Annotated in this window: 21 protein-coding genes; 14 read left to right on the plus strand and 7 right to left on the minus strand. The window is 74.3% G+C overall.

The window, feature by feature from the left end:
• Positions 1 to 124: 124 nt before the first annotated feature.
• Together ACFVVA_RS10980 and ACFVVA_RS10985 are read left to right on the plus strand one after the other, a co-directional pair.
• Positions 125 to 1579 (plus strand): pyridoxal phosphate-dependent decarboxylase family protein, encoded by a 1455-nt coding sequence (locus ACFVVA_RS10980; protein WP_387688041.1) that lies wholly within the window; start codon positions 125 to 127, stop codon positions 1577 to 1579.
• 129 nt (positions 1580 to 1708) lie between these two features.
• Positions 1709 to 2176: a hypothetical protein gene (locus ACFVVA_RS10985; protein ID WP_387688043.1), complete on the plus strand. Its 468-nt coding sequence runs from the start codon at positions 1709 to 1711 to the stop codon at positions 2174 to 2176.
• A gap of 9 nt (positions 2177 to 2185) precedes the next feature.
• Here ACFVVA_RS10985 and ACFVVA_RS10990 read toward each other — a convergent pair whose 3' ends face one another.
• The 3 genes from ACFVVA_RS10990 to ACFVVA_RS11000 all read right to left on the minus strand — a co-directional run bounded on the left by ACFVVA_RS10990 (position 2186) and on the right by ACFVVA_RS11000 (position 6944).
• Positions 2186 to 2476, minus strand: coding sequence for a muconolactone Delta-isomerase family protein (locus ACFVVA_RS10990; protein ID WP_387688045.1), 291 nt, complete (start codon positions 2474 to 2476; stop codon positions 2186 to 2188).
• 192 nt (positions 2477 to 2668) lie between these two features.
• Positions 2669 to 2908 carry a hypothetical protein gene (locus ACFVVA_RS10995; RefSeq protein WP_380348989.1) on the minus strand — a complete coding sequence of 80 codons (240 nt, stop codon included), beginning with the start codon at positions 2906 to 2908 and terminating at the stop codon, positions 2669 to 2671.
• Between the two features lie 115 nt (positions 2909 to 3023).
• The gene (locus tag ACFVVA_RS11000; RefSeq protein ID WP_387688047.1) at positions 3024 to 6944 is read right to left on the minus strand and encodes an amino acid adenylation domain-containing protein; all 3921 of its coding nucleotides are present in this window, start codon (positions 6942 to 6944) and stop codon (positions 3024 to 3026) included.
• Between the two features lie 264 nt (positions 6945 to 7208).
• Here ACFVVA_RS11000 and ACFVVA_RS11005 point away from each other — a divergent pair, with 264 nt between their 5' ends.
• The 7 genes from ACFVVA_RS11005 to ACFVVA_RS11035 all read left to right on the plus strand — a co-directional run bounded on the left by ACFVVA_RS11005 (position 7209) and on the right by ACFVVA_RS11035 (position 14526).
• The gene (locus tag ACFVVA_RS11005) at positions 7209 to 7904 is read left to right on the plus strand and encodes a GNAT family N-acetyltransferase (RefSeq protein ID WP_387688049.1); all 696 of its coding nucleotides are present in this window, start codon (positions 7209 to 7211) and stop codon (positions 7902 to 7904) included.
• Positions 7905 to 8190: 286 nt separating this feature from the next.
• Positions 8191 to 9453: a MurT ligase domain-containing protein gene (locus tag ACFVVA_RS11010; RefSeq protein ID WP_359898457.1), complete on the plus strand. Its 1263-nt coding sequence runs from the start codon at positions 8191 to 8193 to the stop codon at positions 9451 to 9453.
• Between the two features lie 46 nt (positions 9454 to 9499).
• Positions 9500 to 10228, plus strand: a complete 729-nt coding sequence (locus ACFVVA_RS11015; protein ID WP_359898456.1) for a glutamine amidotransferase — start codon at positions 9500 to 9502, stop codon at positions 10226 to 10228.
• Positions 10229 to 10580: 352 nt separating this feature from the next.
• Positions 10581 to 11606 carry a 6-phosphofructokinase gene (locus ACFVVA_RS11020; RefSeq protein ID WP_359898455.1) on the plus strand — a complete coding sequence of 342 codons (1026 nt, stop codon included), beginning with the start codon at positions 10581 to 10583 and terminating at the stop codon, positions 11604 to 11606.
• Between the two features lie 118 nt (positions 11607 to 11724).
• Positions 11725 to 12720 (plus strand): 2-hydroxyacid dehydrogenase, encoded by a 996-nt coding sequence (locus ACFVVA_RS11025; protein ID WP_387688052.1) that lies wholly within the window; start codon positions 11725 to 11727, stop codon positions 12718 to 12720.
• A gap of 112 nt (positions 12721 to 12832) precedes the next feature.
• A complete protein-coding gene (locus tag ACFVVA_RS11030) occupies positions 12833 to 13468 on the plus strand; it encodes an RNA polymerase sigma factor (protein WP_387688054.1) in 636 nt (211 codons plus the stop codon).
• On the plus strand, positions 13465 to 14526 hold the full coding sequence (locus tag ACFVVA_RS11035; RefSeq protein WP_387688056.1) for a CU044_5270 family protein: 1062 nt from the start codon (positions 13465 to 13467) through the stop codon (positions 14524 to 14526). The genes ACFVVA_RS11030 and ACFVVA_RS11035 overlap by 4 nt, the downstream gene beginning before the upstream one ends.
• A 39-nt stretch (positions 14527 to 14565) precedes the next feature.
• On the opposite strand, the gene ACFVVA_RS11040 is transcribed toward ACFVVA_RS11035, so the two are convergent.
• Complete coding sequence (locus ACFVVA_RS11040; RefSeq protein ID WP_387688058.1) at positions 14566 to 15531, minus strand: NAD-dependent epimerase/dehydratase family protein; 966 nt, start codon at positions 15529 to 15531, stop codon at positions 14566 to 14568.
• A 202-nt stretch (positions 15532 to 15733) separates the two neighbouring features.
• Between ACFVVA_RS11040 and ACFVVA_RS11045 the strand changes: the two genes are divergently transcribed.
• Both ACFVVA_RS11045 and ACFVVA_RS11050 read left to right on the plus strand, forming a co-directional pair.
• A complete protein-coding gene (locus ACFVVA_RS11045) occupies positions 15734 to 16741 on the plus strand; it encodes a cytochrome c oxidase assembly protein (protein WP_387688060.1) in 1008 nt (335 codons plus the stop codon).
• Between the two features lie 178 nt (positions 16742 to 16919).
• A complete protein-coding gene (locus ACFVVA_RS11050; RefSeq protein ID WP_387688062.1) occupies positions 16920 to 17507 on the plus strand; it encodes a YdcF family protein in 588 nt (195 codons plus the stop codon).
• Between the two features lie 134 nt (positions 17508 to 17641).
• On the opposite strand, the gene ACFVVA_RS11055 is transcribed toward ACFVVA_RS11050, so the two are convergent.
• The gene (locus ACFVVA_RS11055; RefSeq protein ID WP_359898448.1) at positions 17642 to 19864 is read right to left on the minus strand and encodes an NADP-dependent isocitrate dehydrogenase; all 2223 of its coding nucleotides are present in this window, start codon (positions 19862 to 19864) and stop codon (positions 17642 to 17644) included.
• 425 nt (positions 19865 to 20289) lie between these two features.
• Between ACFVVA_RS11055 and ACFVVA_RS11060 the strand changes: the two genes are divergently transcribed.
• Positions 20290 to 20640 carry an SAV_915 family protein gene (locus tag ACFVVA_RS11060; protein WP_387688064.1) on the plus strand — a complete coding sequence of 117 codons (351 nt, stop codon included), beginning with the start codon at positions 20290 to 20292 and terminating at the stop codon, positions 20638 to 20640.
• A complete protein-coding gene (locus ACFVVA_RS11065) occupies positions 20637 to 20963 on the plus strand; it encodes a hypothetical protein (protein WP_359898446.1) in 327 nt (108 codons plus the stop codon). Before ACFVVA_RS11060 ends, ACFVVA_RS11065 begins: the two co-directional genes overlap by 4 nt.
• Positions 20964 to 21043: 80 nt before the next feature.
• On the opposite strand, the gene ACFVVA_RS11070 is transcribed toward ACFVVA_RS11065, so the two are convergent.
• Together ACFVVA_RS11070 and ACFVVA_RS11075 are read right to left on the minus strand one after the other, a co-directional pair.
• Entirely contained in the window at positions 21044 to 21304 is a 261-nt protein-coding gene (locus tag ACFVVA_RS11070) for a hypothetical protein (RefSeq protein WP_387688066.1), read from the minus strand.
• Between the two features lie 84 nt (positions 21305 to 21388).
• Complete coding sequence (locus ACFVVA_RS11075; RefSeq protein ID WP_380630445.1) at positions 21389 to 22270, minus strand: DMT family transporter; 882 nt, start codon at positions 22268 to 22270, stop codon at positions 21389 to 21391.
• Between the two features lie 277 nt (positions 22271 to 22547).
• On the opposite strand from ACFVVA_RS11075, the gene ACFVVA_RS11080 reads away from it, so the two are divergent.
• On the plus strand, positions 22548 to 23468 hold the full coding sequence (locus ACFVVA_RS11080) for a serine/threonine dehydratase (protein ID WP_387688069.1): 921 nt from the start codon (positions 22548 to 22550) through the stop codon (positions 23466 to 23468).
• Positions 23469 to 23708 lie beyond the last annotated feature (240 nt).

Genomic DNA, 23708 nt, shown 5'->3' on the forward strand with positions numbered 1-23708 from the left:
ATGAGGGCCCGCGCCGCACGGCGCGGGCCCTCATGCGTAGGATCGCCCGATCATCGCCTGATCAGGGTGCGCCAAGGACGCCGCGCCTCGCCCAGACCGTCCCCCGGCCTCCCTGGAGCACGCCATGACCACCGAGGACTTCCCCGGCACCGACCTCCCCGGCACCGACTTCCGCCGCGCCGCCCACGCCACCGCCGACCTGGTCTCCGACTACCTCGCCGAACTGCCCGGCCGCCCGGTCTGGCAGCCCATGGACGAGACCGCCCGCCGGGCCCTGCTCGACGCCCCGCTGCCCACCGAGGGCCGCCCGCTCGACGAGCTGATCGGCGCCATCGGACGCGACGTCCTGCCGTACCCGATGGGCAACGGCAACCCGCGCTTCTTCGGCTGGGTCAACTCCGCCCCCGCCCCCGCCGGGGTGCTCGCCACCCTCGCCGCCTCCGCGATGAACCCCAGCTCGGCCGGCGGCGACCACGCCGACGTCCACCTGGAGCGCGCCGTGGTCCGCTGGACGGCCGAACTGGTCGGCTTCCCGCACCCCGCCGGCGGCGGCCTGCTCACCTCCGGCACCTCGATGGCGACCATCGTCTGCCTCGCCGCCGCCCGCGACCGGGCCGCCCGGCGGGCCGGCCGGGACGTCCGCGAGGAGGGCCTGGCGGGCCTGCCGCCGCTGGTCGGCTACGTCACCGGCGAGACCCACTCCTGCGTCCGCAAGGCCGCCGAACTCCTCGGCCTCGGCAGCAGGCACCTGCGCACCGTGGCCTCCGGCCCCGACGGCCGGCTGGACACCGCCGACCTGCGGGCAGCCGTCGAGCGCGACCGCGCGGCCGGCCTGCTGCCCTTCCTGGTCGTCGCCTCGGCGGGCACCGTCGGCACCGGCGCGGTGGACGCGTTCGGCCCGATCGCCGACCTCTGCGAGGAGCAGGGCCTCTGGCTGCACGTCGACGGCGCGTACGGCGCCTTCGGCCGGCTCGACCCGGCCATCGCCCACCGCTACGCCGGCCTGGAGCGGGCCGACTCGCTCGCCCTCGACCCGCACAAGTGGCTCGGCGTCCCGGTCGACTGCGGCTGCGCGCTGGTCCGCGATGCCGAGGAGCTGCGCGGCACCTTCAGCCTCGTCCCGTCCTACCTGCGCGACGAGGCGGCCGGCGCGCTCGGCTGGTTCTCCGAGTACGGCACCGAGCAGACCCGCCCCTTCCGGGCCCTCAAGGTCTGGGCCACCATCGCCCACAAGGGCCGCGCCGGCCTCGCCCGGGACATCGCCCGGTGCACCGCGCTGGCCCGCCGGCTCGGCGAACTCGTCCAGGCCGACGAGGAGTTGGAGCTGCTCGCCGAGGTGCAGACCTCGATCGTGGCGTTCCGCCACCGCGCCCCCGGCCTGGACGAGGCCGCGCGCGACACCCTCAACCGCGACCTCCCCGCCGCCGTCCAGCGGCGCGGCCGGGTCTTCGTCACCGGCGCCCGCCTCGGCAGCGCCGAGATGCTCCGCGCCTGCCTCCTCAACGCCGCCACGACGGAGGCCGACCTCCACCTCCTGCTCGCCGAGGTCAGGGCCGCGGCCCGCGAGCTGCTCCGGTAGGCCGCCGGACGCCGTCCGGCCCCCCGGGGCGGCCCCGCGCGTTCCTCCCGTAACAGCCCGGCGCGGACCGTAACCGGCTGGTCACGACGGATGCCCGACCGGGAAACACCGGTCGGGCACGGTGGCGGCATGGAGCATTCGAAGCCCTCTCCCCGCCGTGCCCCCGGTGCCCCCGACGCCTTCCGCGCCCCCGCCGGTCCCCGCGCCCGCCGCACCCGTCACTGGCGCCGTGACACCGTCGAACTCGCCGCCGTCTTCCTCTCCGTCACCGCCGCCGACCTGATCGCGAAGGTCGTCGTCCACGGCCCCGAGGGCCCGGCCGTCCTCGTCGGCTCCGCCCTCGCCCTGCTCGCCGTCACCCTCCTGCACGCCTGGGTGTCCCCGCACGCCCCGCCCCCGACCACCCTCTGGCGCGTCCGCACCACCGTCCTCGCCCACACCCCCACCACCCTCGCCGACCACCGGATCACCCTGCTCTCCCTCCACCCCCAGGAGCTCTTCCTCCGCACCGAGCACTCGGTGACCCCGGCCGTTCTGACGGCGCTGCTGACCACCACCGGCCACACCCTCCAGGACGCGCCGACCCGCATCGCCTGAGCCGTCGCCTCAGGCCGGGCCAGGGTCGTTGGGGTGGGGTTCGAGCGGGGTCACCACGGCGGTCATCCACGGCCACATCGGAAGGCTGCCGAGCACCTCCGCGCGCAGTTGCGCCTCGTCGGCCGCCCGCCAGACGCCGAGGCTGCGCCGTTCGCCGACCGGGCGCCACAGCCTGGCCAGGTGGCCGGTGGCGGCCAGCTCACGGGCCCGGACGGCCTCGGCGGCGCGCCGCCGGTCGACCTCCTCCTCGGCGGTGCCCTCGGGTACGGCGGTGGTGATCTCGACCAGGAACTCCTGCATGGCACGGCTCCGTTCTCAGCAGGTTCCGGCGGGTCACCTCCCGGACCGGGGCTCCGCCGCCCCCTCATCGTCCGTCGGCCGTCCGCCCGGCGCCATGTCGGCGGCCCTCCCGCGGCTGTCCCCGAGGCCCCGGTTCCGCTCAGGGGTTCGCCGGTGCGCGCCCGGGGCACGCACCGGCGAGGGGGTGGTTGCTCAGCCCTGGTCGGCAGGCTTCACGACGCACACGGCGTTGCCGAGCAACGTGCCGAAGCCGCCGAGCAGTGCGCTGGTGACGGACTTGCAGGCAGCGGCCTCCTCCGGGGTCTTGGGCCCCTGGTTGCCGGAGGGGTTGACGGTGGAGGAGGCGACGGCTGCGGCCGGCTGGGCGAGGGCGAGCGGGGCGACGAGGAGCAGCGCGCAACACGCGGCGGCCCGTACTGACTTCTGGAACACGGGGAACCCCTTCGGTAGGGAGTCGGGATCGGCGGAAAGCCGAGCCATCCCTACCCGAAGGGGCTTCCCCGCTCACGGATCCTGGGCCGTCCGTGAGCGTGTCCACATCATCCGATCAGCGGTCCGGGAGCTCCCCGGGGACCGTCCGTTCCACCTCCCGGATCGCGGCGGCCAGCTCGCCCACCCCGTGCTCCCGCAGCACCCCGTAGTGGTCGCCGGCCAGGTCGACCACGGCGGGCGGGGCGGCCGAGTAGCCGGTGCTGCCCTCGATGAAGGAGTAGTCGTCGCCCGCGGCCTTGAAGACGGTCACCGGCGCGTCCAGCCGCCGCTCGGCGAGTTCGCGGAAGCTGTACTCGAACTCGTACGTCTCACCGACGATCCCGGTGATCCGCCGGATGAGCTCCTCGTCCAGCTCCGGCAGCATCCGGTGCACGGAGGCCACGAAGGTGGGCTCGTCCACCGTGTCGGCCAGGCAGCGCTCCAGCTCGGGGCCGCCGATCCGGCCGGCGAACACCCCGAACAGGATGGTCAGGTACCCCGGGTTGGCGTACGAGGCCTCGCGGCCCCACCGCTCGCCGTCGGCCCGGCGCACCTTCGGGTTGCCCGGGCAGATCAGCAGCAGCCGTTCCACCCGCTGCCCGGCCCGCTCCAGCTGCCAGGCCGCCTCGAAGGCGACCCGGGCGCCGAAGGAGAAGCCCCACAGCGTGTACGGCCCCCGCGGCTGCACCCGGCGCAGCTCGGCGACGTCGGCGGCGGCCATCTCCCCGATGGTCGGGTACGGCGTCTCGCCCGGGTTGATGCCGTGCGCCTGGATGCCGTAGAAGGCCCGGTCCCCGCTCGCCTCCCGGCCGAGCAGCCGCAGGTTCATCGGGTAGCCGCCCAGTCCGGGCCAGCAGAACACCGCCCGGTCGGCCGCTCCCGGGTGCAACCGGATCAGCCGCGAACCGGCGGCCCCTGCCCCGCCCGCGCCGTCCTCGCCGCACGCCCGCTCGACGCGCGCGGCCAGCTCGCCCAGCCGGGGGCACTCGAAGAGCACCTGGAGCGGCAGGGCGATGCCGAACTCCCGATTGATCCGGTGGACCAGGGCGACGGCGATCAGCGAGTTCCCGCCGACGGCGAAGAACTCGTCCGTCACCGAGACGTCCTCGTACCCCAGCGCCCGCCCCCAGGCCTCGGCCAGCCACCGCTCGTACCCGGTGGCCGGGGCGACGTACTCGCCGCGCGCGTCGGCCGTGCGGACGGCCTCCGAGGCGGCCAGCGCCTTGAGGTCCACCTTGCCGTTCGCGGTGAGCGGCAGGGCGTCCGTCACCAGCACCCGGTTGGGCAGCATGTAGTCGGGCAGCAGGGTGGCCAGTTCGTCCTTGATGATCTCGGCCGGGCCCTTCATGTGGACGGTGTCCTCGCGCATGCCCTCGCTGCTGATCTGCTCCTCGCTCACCTTGCCGCCGAGGAAGAAGTACGACGGGCCGGGGGTGATGCCGAGGCCGGCCAGGATCTCGTCGATGCGCCGCGAAGCGGGCAGCGGGTGGCCGGACTTGGAGCTGTAGCCGGAGGACATGAAGCCCAGGGACAGGCCGTTGCGCTGGAGGCGGTGCAGCACCGCCCCGAGCGCGATGTACTCCAGCCACTCCTCCTCGGCGCGGCCGACGGCCGTGATGCCGAACGCGGCCCGGGCGTAGACGGCCTGGTTGATCGCGATCACGTGCCGGGATTCCACCACCTCGTCCGAGACGCGCGTCAACTCGCCGTCGGCGTACCGGTAGAGGCCGCCCGGCAGGCCGTCCACCCGGTCCTGGTGGGCCTGGACGTACAGCTCGGTGCGCTCGGCCCGGGCCGGGCCGCCGGCCCGGACGACCGCGAAGCCGCCCAGGTAGTGGTCCTCCTCGGCGACGTCCAGCCGGTCCTTGACGGCCGGGTCGAGGCCGAGCGGACGCACGTCCAGCCCGTACTCGGGCAGCACCTCCTCCAGGACGCCCAGCATGTGGCCGGTCTCGAACTCCAGCACCTCCCGGATGTTGTTGCGGTAGACGGGTTCGACGGCGCCGTGCTTCCCGGAGAAGTGCAGCGTCAGGCAGGCCTCGGCCCGGGTCTCGGCCGGCCCGATCCGGACCAGCACGTGCTCGACCGGGTGGTAGTAGTACAGCCCGGCCGCGAGCCCGTCCAGGCCGCCGGTCTCCAGGTACAGCTGGGTCGCGTACAGCGCGCCGGGCGACGCGTAGGCGTACTTGGGCAGCAGCCGCTCCTCACTGTGGAACTGGCCGAACCACCGCAGGACGCGGCCGAGTTCGGGCAGGCTCAGCAGCTCCGGGTCACGGCCGAAGGCGCCGGCCGGGCGCGGGGCGAGCAGCGCGGTGAGGTCGTCCCGGGTGACCGCGCCGCCGTCGTAGAAGCGGTAGGTCTTGCGGGCGAAGACCTCCCGGCGCTGGGCCGCGGTCTCCTTCCGGCCGGGCAGCTCGACCCGCTCACGGCCCGCCAGCCGGTCCCGGTCGCGCAGGCCCGGGTCGGACAGCTGGGCCTTGACCTGGAGCTTGCTGGCCTTGGACTGGTGGTGGCCGCCGTGGACGCCCTGGTCCATCAGGGCGGCCTCACGCGGGTTGAGCTCGACGCAGGCGACCAGGTCCGGGTGCCCGGTGCGGCCGTCCCCGGTGACGACGGCGGCCGCACGGCGCACCCAGGTGTGCTCCTCGATCGCGCGGGCGATCTCGTCCAGCTCGACCCGGTACCCGCGCAGCTTGACCTGGTTGTCCACCCGGCCGGCGAACTGGAGGGTGCCGTCCGGGTTCCACTGCACGAGGTCGCCGGTGCGGTACAACCGCTCGCCGGGGGCGAACGGGGAGCAGACGAACCGCTCCGCGGTCAGCTCCGGCCGGTTCAGGTAGCCGCGGGCCAGCTGGACGCCGCCGATGTACAGCTCGCCCACGCCGCCGGCGGCCACCGGCACCAGCTCCTCGTCGAGGACGTAGCAGTCGGTGTCGGCCACCGGGCGCCCGATCGGCACCGATCCGGCGCCGTCGGCCGGATCGGCCGGGTCCACCAGGTGCGAGGTGGCGTTGATGGTGCATTCGGTCGGGCCGTACAGATTGACCAGGGCGGCCTGCGGCAGGGCCCGGCCCAGGTCGCGGGCGAGCCGCCGGGAGAGCGCCTCGCCGCCGGAGAACACCCGGGTCAGGCCGGTGCACCCGGCGAAGCCCTCGGTGTCCAGCAGCGCCCGGAGCAGGGTCGGCACGCACTGGAGCGCCGTCACCCCGTGCCGGCGGACGGCGGCGACCAGCGCCTCCGGGTCGCGGTAGAGGCCGGGGGTGCCGGCCACCACCCGGGCGCCGACCGCCGGGGCGAGGATCTCCCACTGCGCGGCGTCGAAGCTCATCGGGGTCTTCTGCAGCACGGTGACCTCGGGGTCGAGGTGGCCCGCGGAGTGCATCCAGTGCAGCTGGGAGACCACCGAGCGGTGCTCGATCATCACGCCCTTGGGCCGGCCGGTGCTGCCCGAGGTGTAGATCACATAGGCCAGCGACTCCGGTTCGACGGGCTCCCGCCCCTCCGCGTCCCGCGGCGGCGGGGCGTCCTCGAAGGCGAGGACCGCCGTCCCGGCCGGGGCCAGCGCGGCCAGCCGCTCGCGCAGGTGCGCCTGGGTGAGCACGATGCCGGTGCCGCTGTCCTCGATCATGTAGCGGATCCGGTCCTCGGGGTACTCGGGCGACAGCGGCAGGTAGCCGGCCCCGGCGTACAGCACGCCCCAGGCTCCGGCGATCAGCTCGACGGACGGCTCGACGTACAGGCCGACGCAGCCGTCCGGGCCGGCGCCCAGGCCGCGCAGCCGCTCGGCCAGCCGGCGGGCGGTCCCGACGAGTTCCTGGAAGCTGAGGCCGCCGCCGGCGCCGAGCACGGCCGGCGCGTCCGGCCGCAGGCCCGCCTGCCGGTCGAGCAGGCCGGTGAGCGCGGTGCCGGCCGGAGCGCGGCGGGCGTGCGGGACGACGGGGGTGGCGGTGGTGGTGGTGGTGTCGGTGGTGGTGGGGACGGACGGGGTGTCACGCATGGGAACGGCCTTCGGTACGTGGACGTACGGGGCCCGGCCTCCTGCTCACCAGGAGCAACCGGGACGCAACCCACCGTCGGCCGCCCGCCGTCCCACCCGCATGAGGCACCGGCCGTGACCTGCGCCGACACCGTCCCGGCCGGGCGGCCCGCAGTCCCGGGCCGGGGCCCGCCCGGTCCCGGGCCGCCGACCACGCCCCGGGGGCATTCGCGCGTTCACGATCACGTAACCGAACGGAAGCGCACCGTCGGTAGCGTCGGCGGCATGAAGGCATCACGCACACGCCCCGAACGGCTCTGGCACCGGCCCTTCCGCAGGTCCGACCGCAGGTGCGCGGCGCCCGAGGGCCAGGCCACCCGGCTGCCCGCGCTCACCGGCGGGCCGTACCGGACCGCCCGGCCCCACCCGCCCGCGACCCGCGCCGCCCGGACGCCGGACGCCCCGTCCCGGCTGTCCCTGCCGGACGGGACCGGGCTGCTGCTGCGCCCGGCCGGGCCGGCCGACCGGGCGGCGGCGCTGGCGATGCACGGCCGCTGCTCCCCCGCCTCGCTGCGGCAGCGCTACCACGGCCCGGTCCGCGACGCCGGCCGCTACCTGGACCACCTGCTGGACCCCCGGCACGGCCGCAGCTTCGCGGTGACCGCCCCGGACGGGCGGCTCGTCGCGCTCGGGCACCTGATGTGGGACGACGGCGAGGCCGAGCTGGCCGTCCTGGTCGAGGACGCCTGGCAGCGCCAGGGGCTGGGTCTGGCGCTGCTGCGGCGGCTGTCGGCGGCGGCCCGGTCGGCCGACGTGCGGACGGTGTACGCGGTGACCCACGGCACCAACAGCGGGCTGATCGCCGCGATGCGCCGACTGGGCGCGCCGCTGGACTTCCGGGCCGAGGACGGCACTCTGGTGATCACCGCCACGTTGGCCGCCGGCGATCCGGCCGACTGCTCCCACCGTCCGGGCCGCTGATCATTTCTTCACCAGATCCTTACCCGGGCACCTCGGGAACCCGGCGGTGCCCGCGGAACGTCGTCAAGGAGTAGGGGCTCGGCCGGGGCCGAAGCCCCGGGGTCGCTCCGTACACCGCCCTCCTCGACGGGCCCTCAGCCGCACCCGCGAACGCGTCGCAGCAGGCGGCACGGGGTCCGGATCGTCCGGCCGGGCGACGGAGTCGGTAGGCTGACCCCCGTCCCCGCCGCCCGACGGCCCGTTATCCGGCCGCGAGCGGTGCCGCAGCAAGGAGGAACCACTGAGCATGGCAGGCACCGAATCGGAGCCCACAGGCGCACGCGACGCCTCGCTGCCGGCCCGCGCGAAGATCGCGGTGACCGCCGGGCGGGTCGCCGCCGCCGTGTCGCGCAAGGCCGGACGCGGGAGCGGCTCGGTGATCGGCGGCAAGGTCGCCCTCAGGCTCGACCCCGACCTGCTCGCCACCCTCGCCGACCACCTCGACGTCGTCCTGGTCAGCGCGACCAACGGCAAGACCACCACGACCCGCCTGATCGCCGAGGCGCTGCGCGCCGCCGGCCCGGTGGTCTCCAACGCCCTGGGCGCCAACATGCCCGCCGGCATCACCTCCGCCCTGGCCGGCGGCACGGACGCCCGCTTCGGCGTGATCGAGGTCGACGAGAAGTACCTGGCGATGGTCGCCCGCGACACCCGCCCCAAGGCGATCGCCCTGCTCAACCTCTCCCGCGACCAGCTCGACCGCGCCGCCGAGACCCGGATGATGGCCGAGAAGTGGCGTGAGGGCCTCCAGAACACCGAGGCCGTGGTCATCGCCAACGCCGACGACCCGCTGGTGACCTGGGCCGCCTCCTCCTGCAAGAAGGTGGTCTGGGTGGCCGCCGGACAGGCCTGGAAGGAGGACGCCTGGTCGTGCCCCGCCTGCGGCGGCGTGATGCAGCGCCCCGGCGACGACTGGTTCTGCCAGGACTGCGGCTTCCGCCGGCCCAACCCGCACTGGGCGCTCCAGGGCACCCACGTGATCGACCCGCAGCGCGGTGCCTGGCCGATCCAGCTCCAGCTCCCCGGCCGGGCCAACCTGGCCAACGCCACCAGCTCGGCCGCCGTCGCCGCCGTCTTCGGCGTCGCCCCGCAGGTCGCCCTGGAGCGGATGCGCTCGGTGGCCGCCGTGGCCGGCCGCTACGACGTGGTCCAGTACCAGGGCCGGGACATCCGCCTGCTGCTGGCCAAGAACCCGGCCGGCTGGCTGGAGACCTTCTCGCTGATCGACGGCCCGCCCGCCCCGGTGATCCTCTCCGTCAACGCCCTCGACGCCGACGGCACCGACACCTCCTGGCTGTGGGACGTCGACTACGAGCGCCTCGCCGGGCACCCGGTCTTCGTGATGGGCCAGCGCAAGCTGGACCTGGCCGTCCGCCTGGAGGTCGCCGGACTCCAGTTCCACGTGGTCGACACCCTGGAGCAGGCCGTCCGGATGGCCCCGCCCGGCCGGATCGAGGCCATCGCCAACTACACCGCCTTCCAGCAGCTGCGGAAGGTCGTGGCCGGCTGATGCCGCGCCCGCACACCAGTCTTTACGTGACGGAAGGCCTTCGAGGATGAGTGAGAGCAGCCTGCGCGTGGTCTGGGTCTACCCGGACCTGCTCAGCACCTACGGCGACCGGGGCAACGCCCTGGTCGTGGAGCGCCGGGCCCGCCAGCGCCACCTCAACGTGACCCGGATCGACGTCCGCTCCGACCAGGCGATCCCCACCAGCGGTGACATCTACCTGATCGGCGGCGGCGAGGACCGCCCGCAGCGCCTGGCCGCCGAGCGGCTGCGCGCCGACAGCGGCCTGGTGCGGGCCGCCGAGAACGGCGCGATCATCTTCGGCGTCTGCGCCGGCTTCCAGATCATGGGCCACGAGTTCATCAACGACCTCGGCGAGCGCGAGCCGGGCCTGGGCCTGCTCGACGTCTGGACCGCCCGCGGCGAGGGCGAGCGCTGCGTCGGCGACGTGCTCGCCGACGTCGACCCCCGACTCGGCCTGCCGCAGCTGACCGGCTTCGAGAACCACCAGGGCGTCACCCATCTCGGCCAGGGCGTGCAGCCCTTCGCCACCGTCTCCGTCGGCCGGGGCAACGGCACCGGGGACGGCACCGAGGGCGCCTGGCGGGACACCGTGTTCGGCACCTACCTGCACGGCCCGGTGCTGGCCCGCAACCCCGCCGTGGCCGACATGCTGCTCAAGCTGGCGCTGGACGTCAACGCCCTGCCGCCGGCCGACACCACCTGGTACGACGCGCTGCGCGCCGAGCGCATCGCGGCCGCGACGCGCCCCCAGTAGTACGTCCGGTACGCCCCGGCCGGGTGCCCGCCATGCGGTCACCCGGTCCGCGGGTGGCCCCGGACGTACCACAATGGGGCTGCCTACTGCACACCCTCCTCGGCAGCAGGCTGCAATTCCGCGCGGGGGCGCCGACGGCGCCGCTCCCGCGTCGGCTCCTGCCCGGCCGGACCAGGGGCCGTATGCTCGACTTCGCGGCCGTTTTCGGGCGTTCTGTCCGGATCGGCCGGTCCTTCACCCCACGGCCACCTCCCCGCCACCGCGGCGTGGGAGCGCCCCGTTACGGTGACGGCTCGTCGTCCCAGCCTGTAGTCCGGCCGTTCCTCGGTTCTGCTCGGGAGTTGCAAAGCTAATGCGTATCGGAGTGCTGACCAGCGGCGGTGACTGCCCCGGCCTGAACGCGGTGATCCGCTCCGTGGTCCACCGGGGGGTGGTCGACCACGGCGACGAGATCATCGGGTTCGAGGACGGGTGGCGCGGATTCCTGGAGGGCCACCACCGCCCCCTGACCCTGGATTCGGTGAGCGGCATCCTGGCCCAGGGCGGCACCATCCTCGGTTCCTCCCGGGTCCAGCCGAGCCACCTGCGGGACGGCGTCGAGCGGGCCAAGCGGTACTGCTCCGACCTCGGCCTCGACGCGGTCATCCCGATCGGCGGCGAGGGCACCCTCAAGGCCGCCAAGCTGATGAGCGACGCGGGCCTGCCGATCGTCGGGGTGCCGAAGACCATCGACAACGACATCGCCGCCACCGACGTGACCTTCGGCTTCGACACCGCCGTCTCGGTGGCCACCGAGGCGCTGGACCGGCTGAAGACCACCGCCGAGTCCCACCAGCGGGTCATGGTCGTCGAGGTCATGGGCCGGCACACCGGCTGGATCGCGCTGAACGCGGGCATGGCGGCCGGCGCCCACGCCATCGTCGTCCCGGAACGCCCGTTCCACATCGACAAGCTCACCGACGTCGTCCGCGAGCGCTTCGACCGCCAGAAGAAGTTCGCCATCGTGGTCTGCGCCGAAGGCGCCAAGCCCGAGCCCGGCACCATGCACTGGGAGGAGGGCACCAAGGACATCTACGGCCACGAGCGGTTCACCGGCATCGCCACCCAGCTCTCCCGCGAACTGGAGCACCGCCTCGGCAAGGAGGCCCGCCCGGTGATCCTCGGCCACACCCAGCGCGGCGGCACCCCGACCGCCTACGACCGGGTGCTCGCCACCCGCTTCGGCTGGCACGCCGTCGAGGCCGTCCACAAGGGCGCCTTCGGGCACATCACCGCGCTGCAGGGCACCAACATCAACCTGGTGCCGCTCGCCGAGGCGGTCGCCGAACTGAAGACCGTGCCGCAGGACCGCTACCTGGAGGCCGAGACGGTCATCTGACCGCCCTCCGCCCCTCCCGAGGCCCCCGGACCGCACCGTCCGGGGGCCCGGCCCGTCCCGGGGACGGGCCGCCGCATCCGGCGGGCGTCCGCGGGCCCCGGCCGTTAGCGTGTCCGGCATGGAGATCCTCGCGTACGGAGTACAGGCCGACGAGCGGCCGCTGCTGGAGCAGGCCTTCGCCGGCCGACACGGGCTGCGCTGCCTGGACGTGTTCCTCAACCGCGACACCGCCCCACTCGCCGTCGGCTACCCGGCCGTCAGCAGCAGCGTCAACGCCGTCCTCGACGCCGGGACGCTCGCCGCCCTGGCGGCGGGCGGCACCGAACTGATCGCCCAGCGCTCCACCGGCTTCAACAACATCGACCTCGACGCCGCCGCCGAACTCGGCCTCACCGTCGCCCGGGTCTCCCACTACAGCCCGTACGCGGTCGCCGAACACGCCTGGGCCCTGGCCCTCGCCGTCAACCGCCGCCTCACCCGCGCCGCCAACCGCTCCCGCGAGTTCGACTTCCGGCTCGACGGCCTGCTCGGCCGGGACATCCACGGCATGACCGTCGGCGTCATCGGCACCGGCAAGATCGGCGAGTGCTTCGCCCGCATCGCCGCCGGCTTCGGCACCGAACTCCTCGGCTGGGACATCGCCCGCAACCCCGCCTGCCTCGACCTCGGCATGCACTACACCGAACTGCCCGAACTCCTCACCCGCGCCGACCTGGTGAGCCTCCACGTCCCCCTGCTCCCGGCCACCCACCACCTCATCGACGGCGCCGCCCTCGCCCGGATGAAGGACGACGCCATCCTCATCAACTCCAGCCGAGGCGGCCTCGTCGACAGCGCCGCCCTCGTCGAAACGCTGCGCGCCGGACGCCTCTCCGGTGTCGGCCTCGACGTCTACGAGGAGGAGACCGGCGTCTTCTTCACCGACCGCTCCATCGAGGGCATCACCGACGACACCCTCGCCCGCCTCGTCACCTTCCCCCAGGTCCTCGTCACCAGCCACCAGGCCTACTTCACCCGCACCGCCGTCGGCCAGATCATCGACGCCACCGCCCGCAACATCGACGACTTCGCCGCCGGGCGCACCAACGAGAACACCCTCGTCCCCAGGAAGTAGCCCGCAGGGATCCGGAACGCGAGCTCCCCGGTCCGCAGTCGTACGCTCGTGCCGGCCGCGGGTGGTGACCCGTGTCACGGGAACCGGTGCCGCCGCTCGGACAAGGCATGACGTGAACCATCCACACTCCCGGCTCCGGGCCGGGAACCCCGAAGCGTTCCGCGACCTCTTCCGGGACCACGCCTCGTTGGTGTACCGCCACGCCGTGCGCGTGACCGGAAACTGGGCACTCGCCGAGGACGTGGTCTCGCTGACCTTCCTCGAAGCCTGGCGCCTGCGCGGGAAACTCCGCGACGAGGGCGACAGTCCACGCCCCTGGCTCATGGGCATCGCCGTCAACGTGCTGCGCAACACGACGCGCGCCGCCCGCCGCCACAGCGCGGCCATGGCCCGCATGCCCGCGGCCGATCCGGTCCCCGACTTCGCCGACGAACTCGTCGGCCGCATGGCCGACTCCGAGCAACTCGCGGCCGCCCACAAGGCCTTGGGGCGTCTGCGGCGCTCGGAACGCGAGGTCTTCGCCCTCTGCGTCTGGTCCGGGCTCGGCTACGCGGAAGCGGCAGCCACCCTCGGCGTACCCGTCGGCACCGTACGCTCGCGCCTCTCCCGCGCCCGCGCCCGACTGCGCAAACTCGCGGCCGAGGAACTGCGCGCCGCGAAGAAGAACACGGAACCGCTCCCGATCCCCGGACAAGTACAGGACAGCCGCAGCACTGCGGCCCGGCCGCACAAGGAGACGCACCGATGATCCGCAACTCGCGGCGGCGCACCGAACCGCTCGACCACGCGGAACTGGCCCGTCTGCTGCCGGCGCCGGCCGATCCCCAACTGGCGGCCAGCCGCCAGGACCTGCTCGAGGAGCACTTGATGAGCGAGATCCACCGGCCCGACCACGCCCCCGCGGCGTCCCCGGTGCGGCGCCCGCTGCGGCGCCCGCTGCGCCGCACCGTCCTCTTCGCGGCACCTGTCGCCGCGGCCGCGGCCCTGGCCGTGGTCGTCTCCATGAGCAACCCGGCCGGCACCATCGCCTCCCCGCGGCCGGTCAAGGCCCCCGTCGTACAGATCGAGGAGGGGAGCACCGTCCAGCTCGCCTCGACGGTCCACGCGATCGCCGCCGCCGCGACGGCGCGCACCACACCCCAGCCCGGACCGGGCCAGTTCATCTACATCAAGAGCCAGGTCTCCTTCATGTCCACCCGCAACAACGCGGACACCGGGGAGTCCGTCACCTGGGTCCAGCCGCTGCACGACCGCGAGGTGTGGAAGTCCCCCGACGGCACCAAGGGCTGGCTGGACGAGCCGGGCTACCAGGACAAGGGCGGCATCACGCTGGACACCAACGAGCCCCGCAAGCAGCTGTCCTACACGTGGCTGGCGGCCCAACCCGCCGACCCCGACGCGTTCCTGAAGTCCGTCTACTCGACGGTGAGCGGCAACCGGGACCACGACCAGCAGGCGTTCAACGAGATCGGCTCCATCATCCGCGAGCAGCTCGTCCCCTCCGGCCTCGCCGCCTCGCTCTACGAGGCCGCCGGCAAGATCCCGGGCGTCGTCGTGGTCGAGCACGCGCAGGACGCCTCCGGCCGCGACGGCATCGCGTTGGCGCGACTCGACCCGCAGACCGGCGAGCGATCGGAGTGGATCTTCGACCGGGACAGCCACCAGTACCTCGGCAGCCGTGGCGTGCAGGTCCGGGAGTTCAACGGCGTCAAGCCCGGCACCGTCGTGGAGCGCACGACCATCCTCACCCGGGCCGTCGTCGACGCGAAGAACCAGCGTCCCGGCACCGGGCAGGCCACGGCCTGACGGTTCCACGCCGGGCGGGGCTGCCTACGCCCCTGTCGGTCAGGACCCGCTCAGGCCGAGCACCTCGCGGTACCAGCCGGCGGCCTCCGGGAGGCGGGCCAGCGGGCCGGGGCCGGGCGGGCAGGCGGCGAGCCGCCAGATCCGTTCGCTGCGGTACCAGTGGTCGCGGGCGATCAGGCCGAACTGCCGCTCGGAGACCCGGCCGGGGGCGGCGGCCAGCAGTCGGCGGCACTCCTCCCACGGGACGGCCGGGCCGTCCGGGGCGGGCAGCAGGCCGAGGGCGGCCAGGGCGGCGAGCAGGTCGCCGCCACGGACCGGCCCGGGGTGCGAGGCGTGGTGGACGCCCGGCGGGGCGGCGTGCTCGTCCAGGGCGAGCGCGGTGATCAGCCGGGCCAGGTCGGTGCGGTCCACCAGGGAGAGCCGGGCGCTGCCGCCCTCCCAGCGGACCGGCACCCGGCGGACCAGCTCGGCCAACGCGGGCACCACCCAGCGGTCGCCGGTGCCGGTCACCAGTCCGGGGCGCAGCACGTACCCGCCGGCCGCGAGCGCGTGGCGCTCGCCGAGCAGCCGGGTGCGGCTGGCCTCGGACACCGGGGCGGGCGGCACCTCGCCCACCTCGACGTCCGCGTGCGGGCCCTCGCCGTAGACCGCCGCCGTGGAGAGGTGGACGATCCGCCGCACCCCGGCGCGGGTGGCGGCCGCCATCAGGGCGGCGGTGCCCCGGTCGTTCACCGCCTCGCACTCCTCGGCGCCGCCGTCGACCCGGGAGGCGAGGTGCACCAGGGCCCCGGCGCCCGTGCAGAGCTCCGTGAGCGCGGCCGGGTCGGCGAGGTCGCCCGGTACCCAGGCGGTGCCGGGAGCGGCGTCCTGGGGCGGTGTGCGGGCCAGCGCCCGCACCGGGACGCCGCGCGCCCTGAGGGCCACCAGCACGCCGGAGCCGATGAAGCCGGTCGCCCCGGTCAGTGCGACCGCGGGGCGCGCCGCGGATCCGTGTTCCGTCGCCATCTCCGAGCCTCCCTGCCGACCGGCCGGTCAGTCTAGCCAGCGGGCGCCCCCGTGGGGAGGCACCCGTACGGAGGGGGTGGGGGGATGGCCCGAGGTAAGGCCCACCTAGGCTGTAGACCAAGCAAAACGGGCGAACCGGACCCCCACCGGGGACCACGAGGACGGAAAGCGGGACCCGCCGATGGGCGACGGAATGTCAGGCATGCACCACCACGGCGGGATGACCCGACTAGGCCCGTTCACCTTGTCCAACGTCTGGACCTGGTCGCCGGACTGGGTGTTCCTGCTCGGCGGCCTGGTCCTCCTGGGGCTGTACGCGGCGGGCGTGGTGCGGCTGTACCGGCGCGGCGACCGCTGGCCGATCGGCCGGATGGTGGGCTGGACGATGGGTGTCGCCAGCCTGCTGCTGGTCACCTGCACCGGGCTGAACGACTACGGCATGGTGCTGTTCAGCGCGCACATGATCCAGCACATGGTGCTCTCCATGCTGACGCCGATCCTGCTGCTGCTCGGCGCCCCGATCACGCTGGCGCTGCGGGCGCTGCGCCCGGCCGGCAAGGGCCGTCCGCGCGGGCCGCGCGAGCTGCTGGTGGCGCTGCTGCACAGCCGGTACGTCCGGATCGTCTCGCACGCGGCGTTCACCATCCCGATGTTCATCGCGAGCCTGTACGGGGTCTACTTCACCCCGTTGTTCGACTTCCTGATGCAGTACCGCCTCGGGCACATCTTCATGATGGTGCACTTCCTGCTCACCGGTCTGGCCTTCTTCTGGCCGATCATGGGCGTGGACCCGGGCCCGCACCGCCCCGGCCACGTGATGCGGATCATCGAGCTGTTCATGGGGATGCCGTTCCACGCCTTCTTCGGCGTGGCGGTGATGATGGCCGCCCACCCGCTGGTCACCACCTTCACCGTGGAGGGCGCGCCACCGGGGACGAACCTGCTGGAGGACCAGAAGCTGGCCGGCGGCATCACCTGGGCGTTCGGCGAGATCCCGACCGCGATCGTGCTGATCGCGCTGGTCTACCAGTGGATGGGCTCCGAGCAGCGGCAGGCCCGCCGCCGCGACCGCTCCGAGGAGCGCACCGGCGACGCCGAGCTGGAGGCGTACAACGCCTACCTGGCCTCCTTGCACAAGCGTGACCGGCGCCCGGGCACGGCCCCGGCCGCCCCGGTCACCGGCGCCGCCCCGGCGGCCGACGTCGGCTGAGCCCGCCGCCCGCCGCGGAACCCCTGTTCCCGGGAACCCCCGTTCCACCTCCGGAACGGGGGTTCCGCCGTTTCCGGCCGCCCGCGGAGCAGGGGTCCACGGGAGGCCGGAGCGGTCGCGGGGCGGGGGTTCCACCGGGCCCCGGAACGGTCGTTCCGCCGCGGGCGTTCGAACGGATATGCACGTCCTGCTGTTCGTCGCCGTCCTGCTCTGCGGGTCCGTCCTGCTCTGGCCGCTCGGCTTCCTCGGCGTGGCGCTGTACCAGCGCCGTCGGCCCGCGCCGGCCGGCTCCGACTACCTGGTGGTCCTGGGCGCCGCGCTGGACGGCTGCGAGCCCGCTCCCCCGCTGGCGGCCCGGCTGGACGCCGCGCTGGAACGTTTCGCCGCCGAGGAGGCCGCAGGGTACGCCCCACTGCTCCTGGTGACCGGCGGGAAGGGCCCGCACGAGGAGTGCACCGAGGCCGCCGCGATGGCCCGCTACCTGACCGCCCGGGGCGTCCCGGCCGAGCGGATCCGACGCGAGGAGCGGGCCGTGAACACCGCCGAGAACCTGCGGTTCAGCGCCGCCCTGATGGCCGCCGAGCACCCCGGCTACCGCTGCACGGTGGTCACCAACGGCTTCCACACCGTCCGCTCCGCGCTGGCCGCCCGCCGGGCGGGCGCCACCGCCGCCGTGCTCGGCGCGGACGGCCCGCTGGCCCACGGCCCGTACCTCCTGCTGCGCGAGGCCGTCGGCACCGCCCTCGCCCTGCTCGGCCGGGCCTGAACCGCGGTCCGGAGCGTGAACACCGAACCGGTGGTCCGGACGTGAACAGCGAACCGGCGATCCGGGCCTGAACGCCGAGAGGCCCCGGGTCCGATGCGGACCCGGGGCCTCTCGTCAGCTCAGCTCGGCCAGGTTCAGCCGAGGTTGGCGAGCGCCTCGTTGAAGGTCTTGGACGGGCGCATCACGGCCGCGGCCTTGGCCGCGTCCGGCTGGTAGTAGCCGCCGAGGTCGACCGGCGAGCCCTGGACGGCGATCAGCTCGTCCACGATGGCCGACTCCTGCTCGGTCAGCGTCGCGGCCAGGCCGGCGAAGGCCTCGGCCAGCTCGGCGTCGGCGGTCTGCCCGGCCAGCTCCTGGGCCCAGTACATGGCCAGGTAGAAGTGGCTGCCGCGGTTGTCGATGCCACCGAGGCGGCGGCTCGGCGACTTGTCCTCGTTGAGGAAGGTGCCGGTGGCGCGGTCCAGGGTGTCGGCCAGCACCTGGGCGCGGGCGTTGTCGGTGGTGGTGGCCAGGTGCTCGAAGCTGGCGGCCAGCGCGAAGAACTCGCCCAGGCTGTCCCAGCGCAGGTAGTTCTCCTTGACCAGCTGCTGGACGTGCTTCGGGGCGGAGCCGCCGGCGCCGGTCTCGAAGAGGCCGCCGCCCGCCATCAGCGGGACGACCGACAGCATCTTGGCGCTGGTGCCCAGCTCCAGGATCGGGAACAGGTCGGTCAGGTAGTCGCGCAGCACGTTGCCGGTCACCGAGATGGTGTCCTCGCCGCGGCGGATGCGCTCCAGCGAGAACGTGGTGGCCTCGACCGGGGACTTGATCTCGATCTGCAGACCGGTGGTGTCGTGCTCCGGCAGGTACTGCTTGACCTTCTCGATCAGCACCGCGTCGTGGGCGCGGTTCTCGTCCAGCCAGAACACCGCCGGGACGCCGGTGGCGCGGGCGCGGGTGACGGCCAGCTTGACCCAGTCCTGGATCGGCAGGTCCTTGGTCTGGCAGGCGCGGAAGATGTCGCCCGGCTGGACGGCCTGCTCCAGCACCACGTTGCCCTCGGCGTCGACCAGGCGGACGGTGCCCGCGGCGGCGATCTCGAAGGTCTTGTCGTGCGAGCCGTACTCCTCGGCCTTCTGGGCCATCAGGCCGACGTTCGGCACCGAGCCGATGGTCGCCGGGTCCAGGGCGCCGTGGGCGCGGCAGTCGTCGAGGACGGCCTGGTACACGCCGGAGTAGCTGCTGTCCGGCAGCACGGCGAGGGTGTCGGCCTCCTTGCCGTCCGGGCCCCACATGTGGCCGGAGGTGCGGATCATGGCCGGCATCGAGGCGTCGACGATGACGTCGCTCGGCACGTGCAGGTTGGTGATGCCCTTGTCGGAGTCGACCATGGCCAGGGCCGGGCCCTCGGCCAGCTCGGCCTCGAAGGAGGCCTTGATCTCGGCACCCAGGTGCGGCACGTTGTCGAGGCCGGCCAGGATGCCGCCGAGGCCGTTGTTCGGGTTCAGACCGGCGGCGACCAGCACCTCGCCGTACTTGGCGAAGGTCTTCGGGAAGAAGGCGCGGACCACGTGGCCGAAGATGATCGGGTCGGAGACCTTCATCATGGTGGCCTTGAGGTGCACCGAGAACAGCACGCCCTCGGCCTTGGCGCGGGCGACCTGCGCGGCCAGGAACTCGTTCAGGGCGGCGGCCCGCATCACCGAGGCGTCGACGACCTCGCCGGCCAGCACCGGCACCTTCTCGCGCAGCACGGTGGTGGCGCCGTCCTCGCCGAGCAGCTCGATGCGCAGCGCACCGTCGGCGGCGATCACGGCGGACTTCTCGGTGGACCGGAAGTCGTTCTCACCCATGGTGGCGACGTTGGTCTTCGAGTCGGCCGTCCAGGCACCCATGCGGTGCGGGTGGGTCTTGGCGTAGTTCTTGACCGACTGCGGGGCGCGGCGGTCCGAGTTGCCCTCACGCAGGACCGGGTTGACGGCGCTGCCCTTGACCTTGTCGTAGCGGGCGCGGACGTCCTTGTCCTCGTCGGTCTGCGGGTCGTCCGGGTAGTCCGGCAGGGCGTAGCCCTGGGCCTGCAGCTCGGCGACGGCGGCCTTGAGCTGCGGCACCGAGGCCGAGATGTTCGGCAGCTTGATGATGTTGGCGCTCGGGGTCTTGGCCAGCTCACCCAGCTCGGCCAGCGCGTCGCCGATCCGCTGCGCCTCGGTCAGACGCTCCGGGAAGCTCGCGATGATCCGCCCGGCCAGGGAGATGTCGCGGGTCTCCACGCGCACACCCGCGGTCGAGGCGTAGGCCTGGACAACCGGCAGGAACGAGTAGGTCGCCAGGGCCGGAGCCTCGTCGGTGTGCGTATAGATGATGGTCGAGTCAGTCATCGGTACTCCGCTTCACGTCTCCAACGTCTTGACGTCAAGATATCTCGTCACGGGCCTCCGGCTCCACCTCCCCCCGTTTCCGGTCGCGTTCCGGTCGCGTTCCGCTTCCGCACGGGTCCGGTCGGCGGGCACGGCGGCGCCCGCGGCGGGGCGCTCCGGCGGCCGTGAGCGGGGGGCTCGACGCAGGACTCGACGCAGGACGCGCCGGGAGCCGAACTCCACGGTGGTCCGGGTCGGCACGCACGGCAAGCGGAGCGCTCGACCGGTGGTTTGGTCCACTCGGGTGAGTCGGACGTCAGGAGTGCGTCAACGCACGACCCCATTCGGTCAACGGCGCGTCAGGACCGGCGCTCCCCGGGCCGGGCCGCCCTAGCGTCGAGGCAGTAGTTCCGGCAGGCACCACCACCCCACTCGGGAGCATCCGCATGGCCCGCGTCGTCTGGCACGTTCCGGTCACCGCCTCCGGCACCGGAAGCACCACCGCACTCCGCCTGTTCCGCCTGCGCGACGGCCGCCGCTGCGCGGTCGGATTCTCCAGCCCCGAGGCCCTCGTCGCCCTCCTCGGGCCCGACCAGGCCCACGCCGAACTCGGCGAGCCCGCCCTCCGTGACCTCACCGCCCCGCTCGGGATCGACACCCTGGTGCTGGACCCGCGGCTGGTCGCCCCCTCCGTCACCGCCCCGCCCGTCTCCGCCCCGCCCGCCGCGCCGCTCGCCCCGGCCCCGACCCCGACCGCCCCGGCCCCGGCCCCGGCTGCCCGGCTCCAGCGCCGGTGACCGCCCCGCTCCGACTCGTCCCGGACGGCCCGGATCCGGCGGTGCGGGCCCAGCCGGCCCGCTCCCTGCACGCGATCGTCCGGATCAGCCACGGCCCCGTCCCGCTCGACTTCGACCGCCTCGCGGCGGAGTTCCCGGCCGTCCAGAGCGGCCTGGCCCTGGTCGGCGAGGCCGACCTCGAACTGCGCCTCGCCTGTACCGGCCCCGAGGAGTTACGGACGATCGCCGCCGCCCTGCACCGCGCGGGCGCCGCCAAGGTGCACATCGACCTCGTCCTGCGCGCCCTCACCCCGGCCCCGGTCACCCTGCGCCCGGTGCCGTAGCGGTGCCGTGAGCGGCCCCGGTCCGGGCCGCCGACCCGGCGCCCCGTTCCCCCGCCCGGGGGCGGGGCGCCGGAGCGCGCTCACTCCTCCCCGGGCCGCGGATCCGGGTTGATCGCCTGGCCGTCGATGGGCTGGCCCCAGCCGTCCTCACCGGCCGCGTCGACGCAGTAGCCGCTGCCCTCGACGTGCCCGCCCGCGCTCCGGCACTGGTCCGCGGTGACGTCCCGGCGCCCGGTCGCCGCCGCCGGACCGGCGGCGGCGACCACGGCCCCGGCGGCGGTGGTGAGCAGGAGGACGGAGGCGGTCGCGGCGGCCACCCGGGCCGGGAGTGAGCTGTTCATGCGGACCACGACAGCACGCCGCCGGGCCCCGGGCGACCACAGGGCGCCCGCCCGGGTGGCCGCCCGGGTGGCCGCCCGCCCCGGCTACTCCCGCGCCAGCACGGCGATGGCCGCGAGCAGCAGCGCGGAGCCCGCCAGCAGGCCCGCCGTCAGCGGCTCGCCGAGGAACAGCACGCCGATCACCGCCGCGGTCGCGGGCTCCAGCAGGACCAGCACCGCGGCCGTGGTGCTGGGCACCGTGGTCAGGCCGGTGAAGTACCAGCGGTAGGCGAACAGGGTGGGCACCGTGCCGAGGAAGAGCAGCGCGGGCACGGTCACCACCGGGTCGCCACCGGTCGGCAGGAGGCCGTGGAGGCCCTGGACGGCCGCGAGCGGGAGCAGGCAGAGCAGGCCGGTGGTGAAGGCGCCGGTGCCGGCCCGGGCCGAGCCGCCGCTGCGGGCCCAGAGGGTGAGGCCGCTCTGGCCGGCGCCCGCGAGGACGGCCAGCGCGACGCCCAGGGCCGGGCGCGGGCCCGCCGCCGGGGCGGCCACCAGGAGGGCGAGACCGGCCAGGGCCAACGCCACCGCGGCCGCCGCCCGACGGGTCAGCCGCTCGCCGAGCAGCAGGTGGGCGCCGAGGCTGGTGAACACCGGCCCGGCGCCGATCGTGATCAGGGTGCCCAGCCCGAGGCCCGCCCAGCGCACCGAGCCGAAGTAGGCGCACTGGCTGACCGCGAGGCCGAGCCCGGTCAGCGCCGCGGAGCGCCACCGGGCGGCGCCCCGGTCGGCGCGGGGCCCGCGGCTCGGCAGCAGGGCCAGGCAGAGCGCGGCGACGCCGAAGCGCCAGCAGGAGACGCCCACCGGGCCGAGCCCGCCGGTGCGCATCAGCAGCGCGGACACGGCGCCGCCCACGCCCCAGGCGACGGCGGCGGCGGAAATGGACAGGAGGCCGTGCCGGAAGGGCACGGCGGTGTACGAGGGGGTCATGCGTCGGTACTCCACGATGAGGTGCCGGTTCGGGTCCGCTGGGTGGGCGGGCGGCAGTCATCGCCCCGGCTGCGGGCAGGTCCCGTCGGGCCGGAGTGGGTGGAGTGGGCCGCCCGCTAGCGGGCCGGCGGGGGGAGGATCACAAGACGCACGGGGCCACCCTACGCCGCCCGGCCGCGGTGTTCGCGATCTTTTCCTCGCCCACGAACGGGACGTACGGTCGACCGGGCCGGGGGCTCCCGGTGGAACGCCCCACTCGACGAAGGAGCGGTACACGATGGACCAGCTGACGTACGACGAGGTCGAGGCCGCCGGGAAGCGGATCGCCGGGCGGGTGCGCCCGGTGGCGGTGGCGCCGGGGGACGACGGCGGGCGGACCTGGCTGGCCCTGGAGTTCCTCCAGCACACCGGCAGCTTCAAGGCCCGCGGCGCGCAGAACTTCCTGCTCGCGCACGCCGAGGCGGGCACCCTCCCGGACAGCGGGGTGACCATCGCCTCGGGCGGCAACGCCGGACTGGCCTGCGCCTGGGCGGCCCGTGAACTCGGCGTCCGGGCAACGGTGTTCCTGCCCGAGACGGCCTCCCCGGTGAAGCTGGCGCGGCTGCGCTCGTACGGCGCTGAGGTGCGGTTGGCGGGCCGGGAGTACGCGGAGGCGCTGAGCGCCTGCGAGGAGTTCGCGGCCGGCAGCGGGGCGCTGTCCTCGCACGCGTACGACCACCCGCTGATCGCCGCCGGCGCCGGGACGGTGCTGGCGGAGATGCGCGCCGGGGTGCCCGGGCTGGACACCGTGGTGCTGTCGGTCGGTGGCGGCGGGCTGTTCGCCGGGGTGGCGGTGGCGGCCCGTGAGCACGGCGTCCGGGTGCTCGCTGTGGAGCCGTCGGGCAGCCGTGCGCTGAACGCCGCGCTGGAGGCGGGCCGCCCGGTGGACGTCCCGGTGGACTCCGTCGCCCAGGACGCGCTCGGGGCCCGCCGCGCCACCGTCCTCGCCGTGGACGCGGCCGCGCACGCGGGCGTCCGCTCGGTGCTGGTCGACGACGAGGCCATCGTGCGTGCCCGCCGGCAGCTCTGGGAGGACCGCCGGATCGCCGTCGAGTACGCGGCCGCCACCGCGCTCGCCGCCGCCGGCCTGGCCGAGGGCGAGCGGGTCGCCGTCCTGCTCTGCGGCGCCAACACCGACCCGTCCGATCTGGTGGATTAGCGCCGCACCGCTATACGGAGACCACTATTCCCATCGTCGAAAGGAGCGTCTATCATGCGGCCCCACTCGGCACTGATCGAATTCCGAGTGGGTCGATCGAATACGTAAGAGATCGGGGACAATGACGCCCCCTACCTGCAGGGACGTCCAGAAAAGAATGTAAACATTCAGTAATGAAATCTGTGCAGGGGCCCCTGAATAGTCCTACTGTGTGGCAACTCTCATCGCTCCGCCCACCCC

The sequence above is a fragment of the Kitasatospora sp. NPDC058048 genome, assembly GCF_042885555.1.
Taxonomy (GTDB): Bacteria; Actinomycetota; Actinomycetes; order Streptomycetales; family Streptomycetaceae; genus Kitasatospora; species Kitasatospora lactacystinica.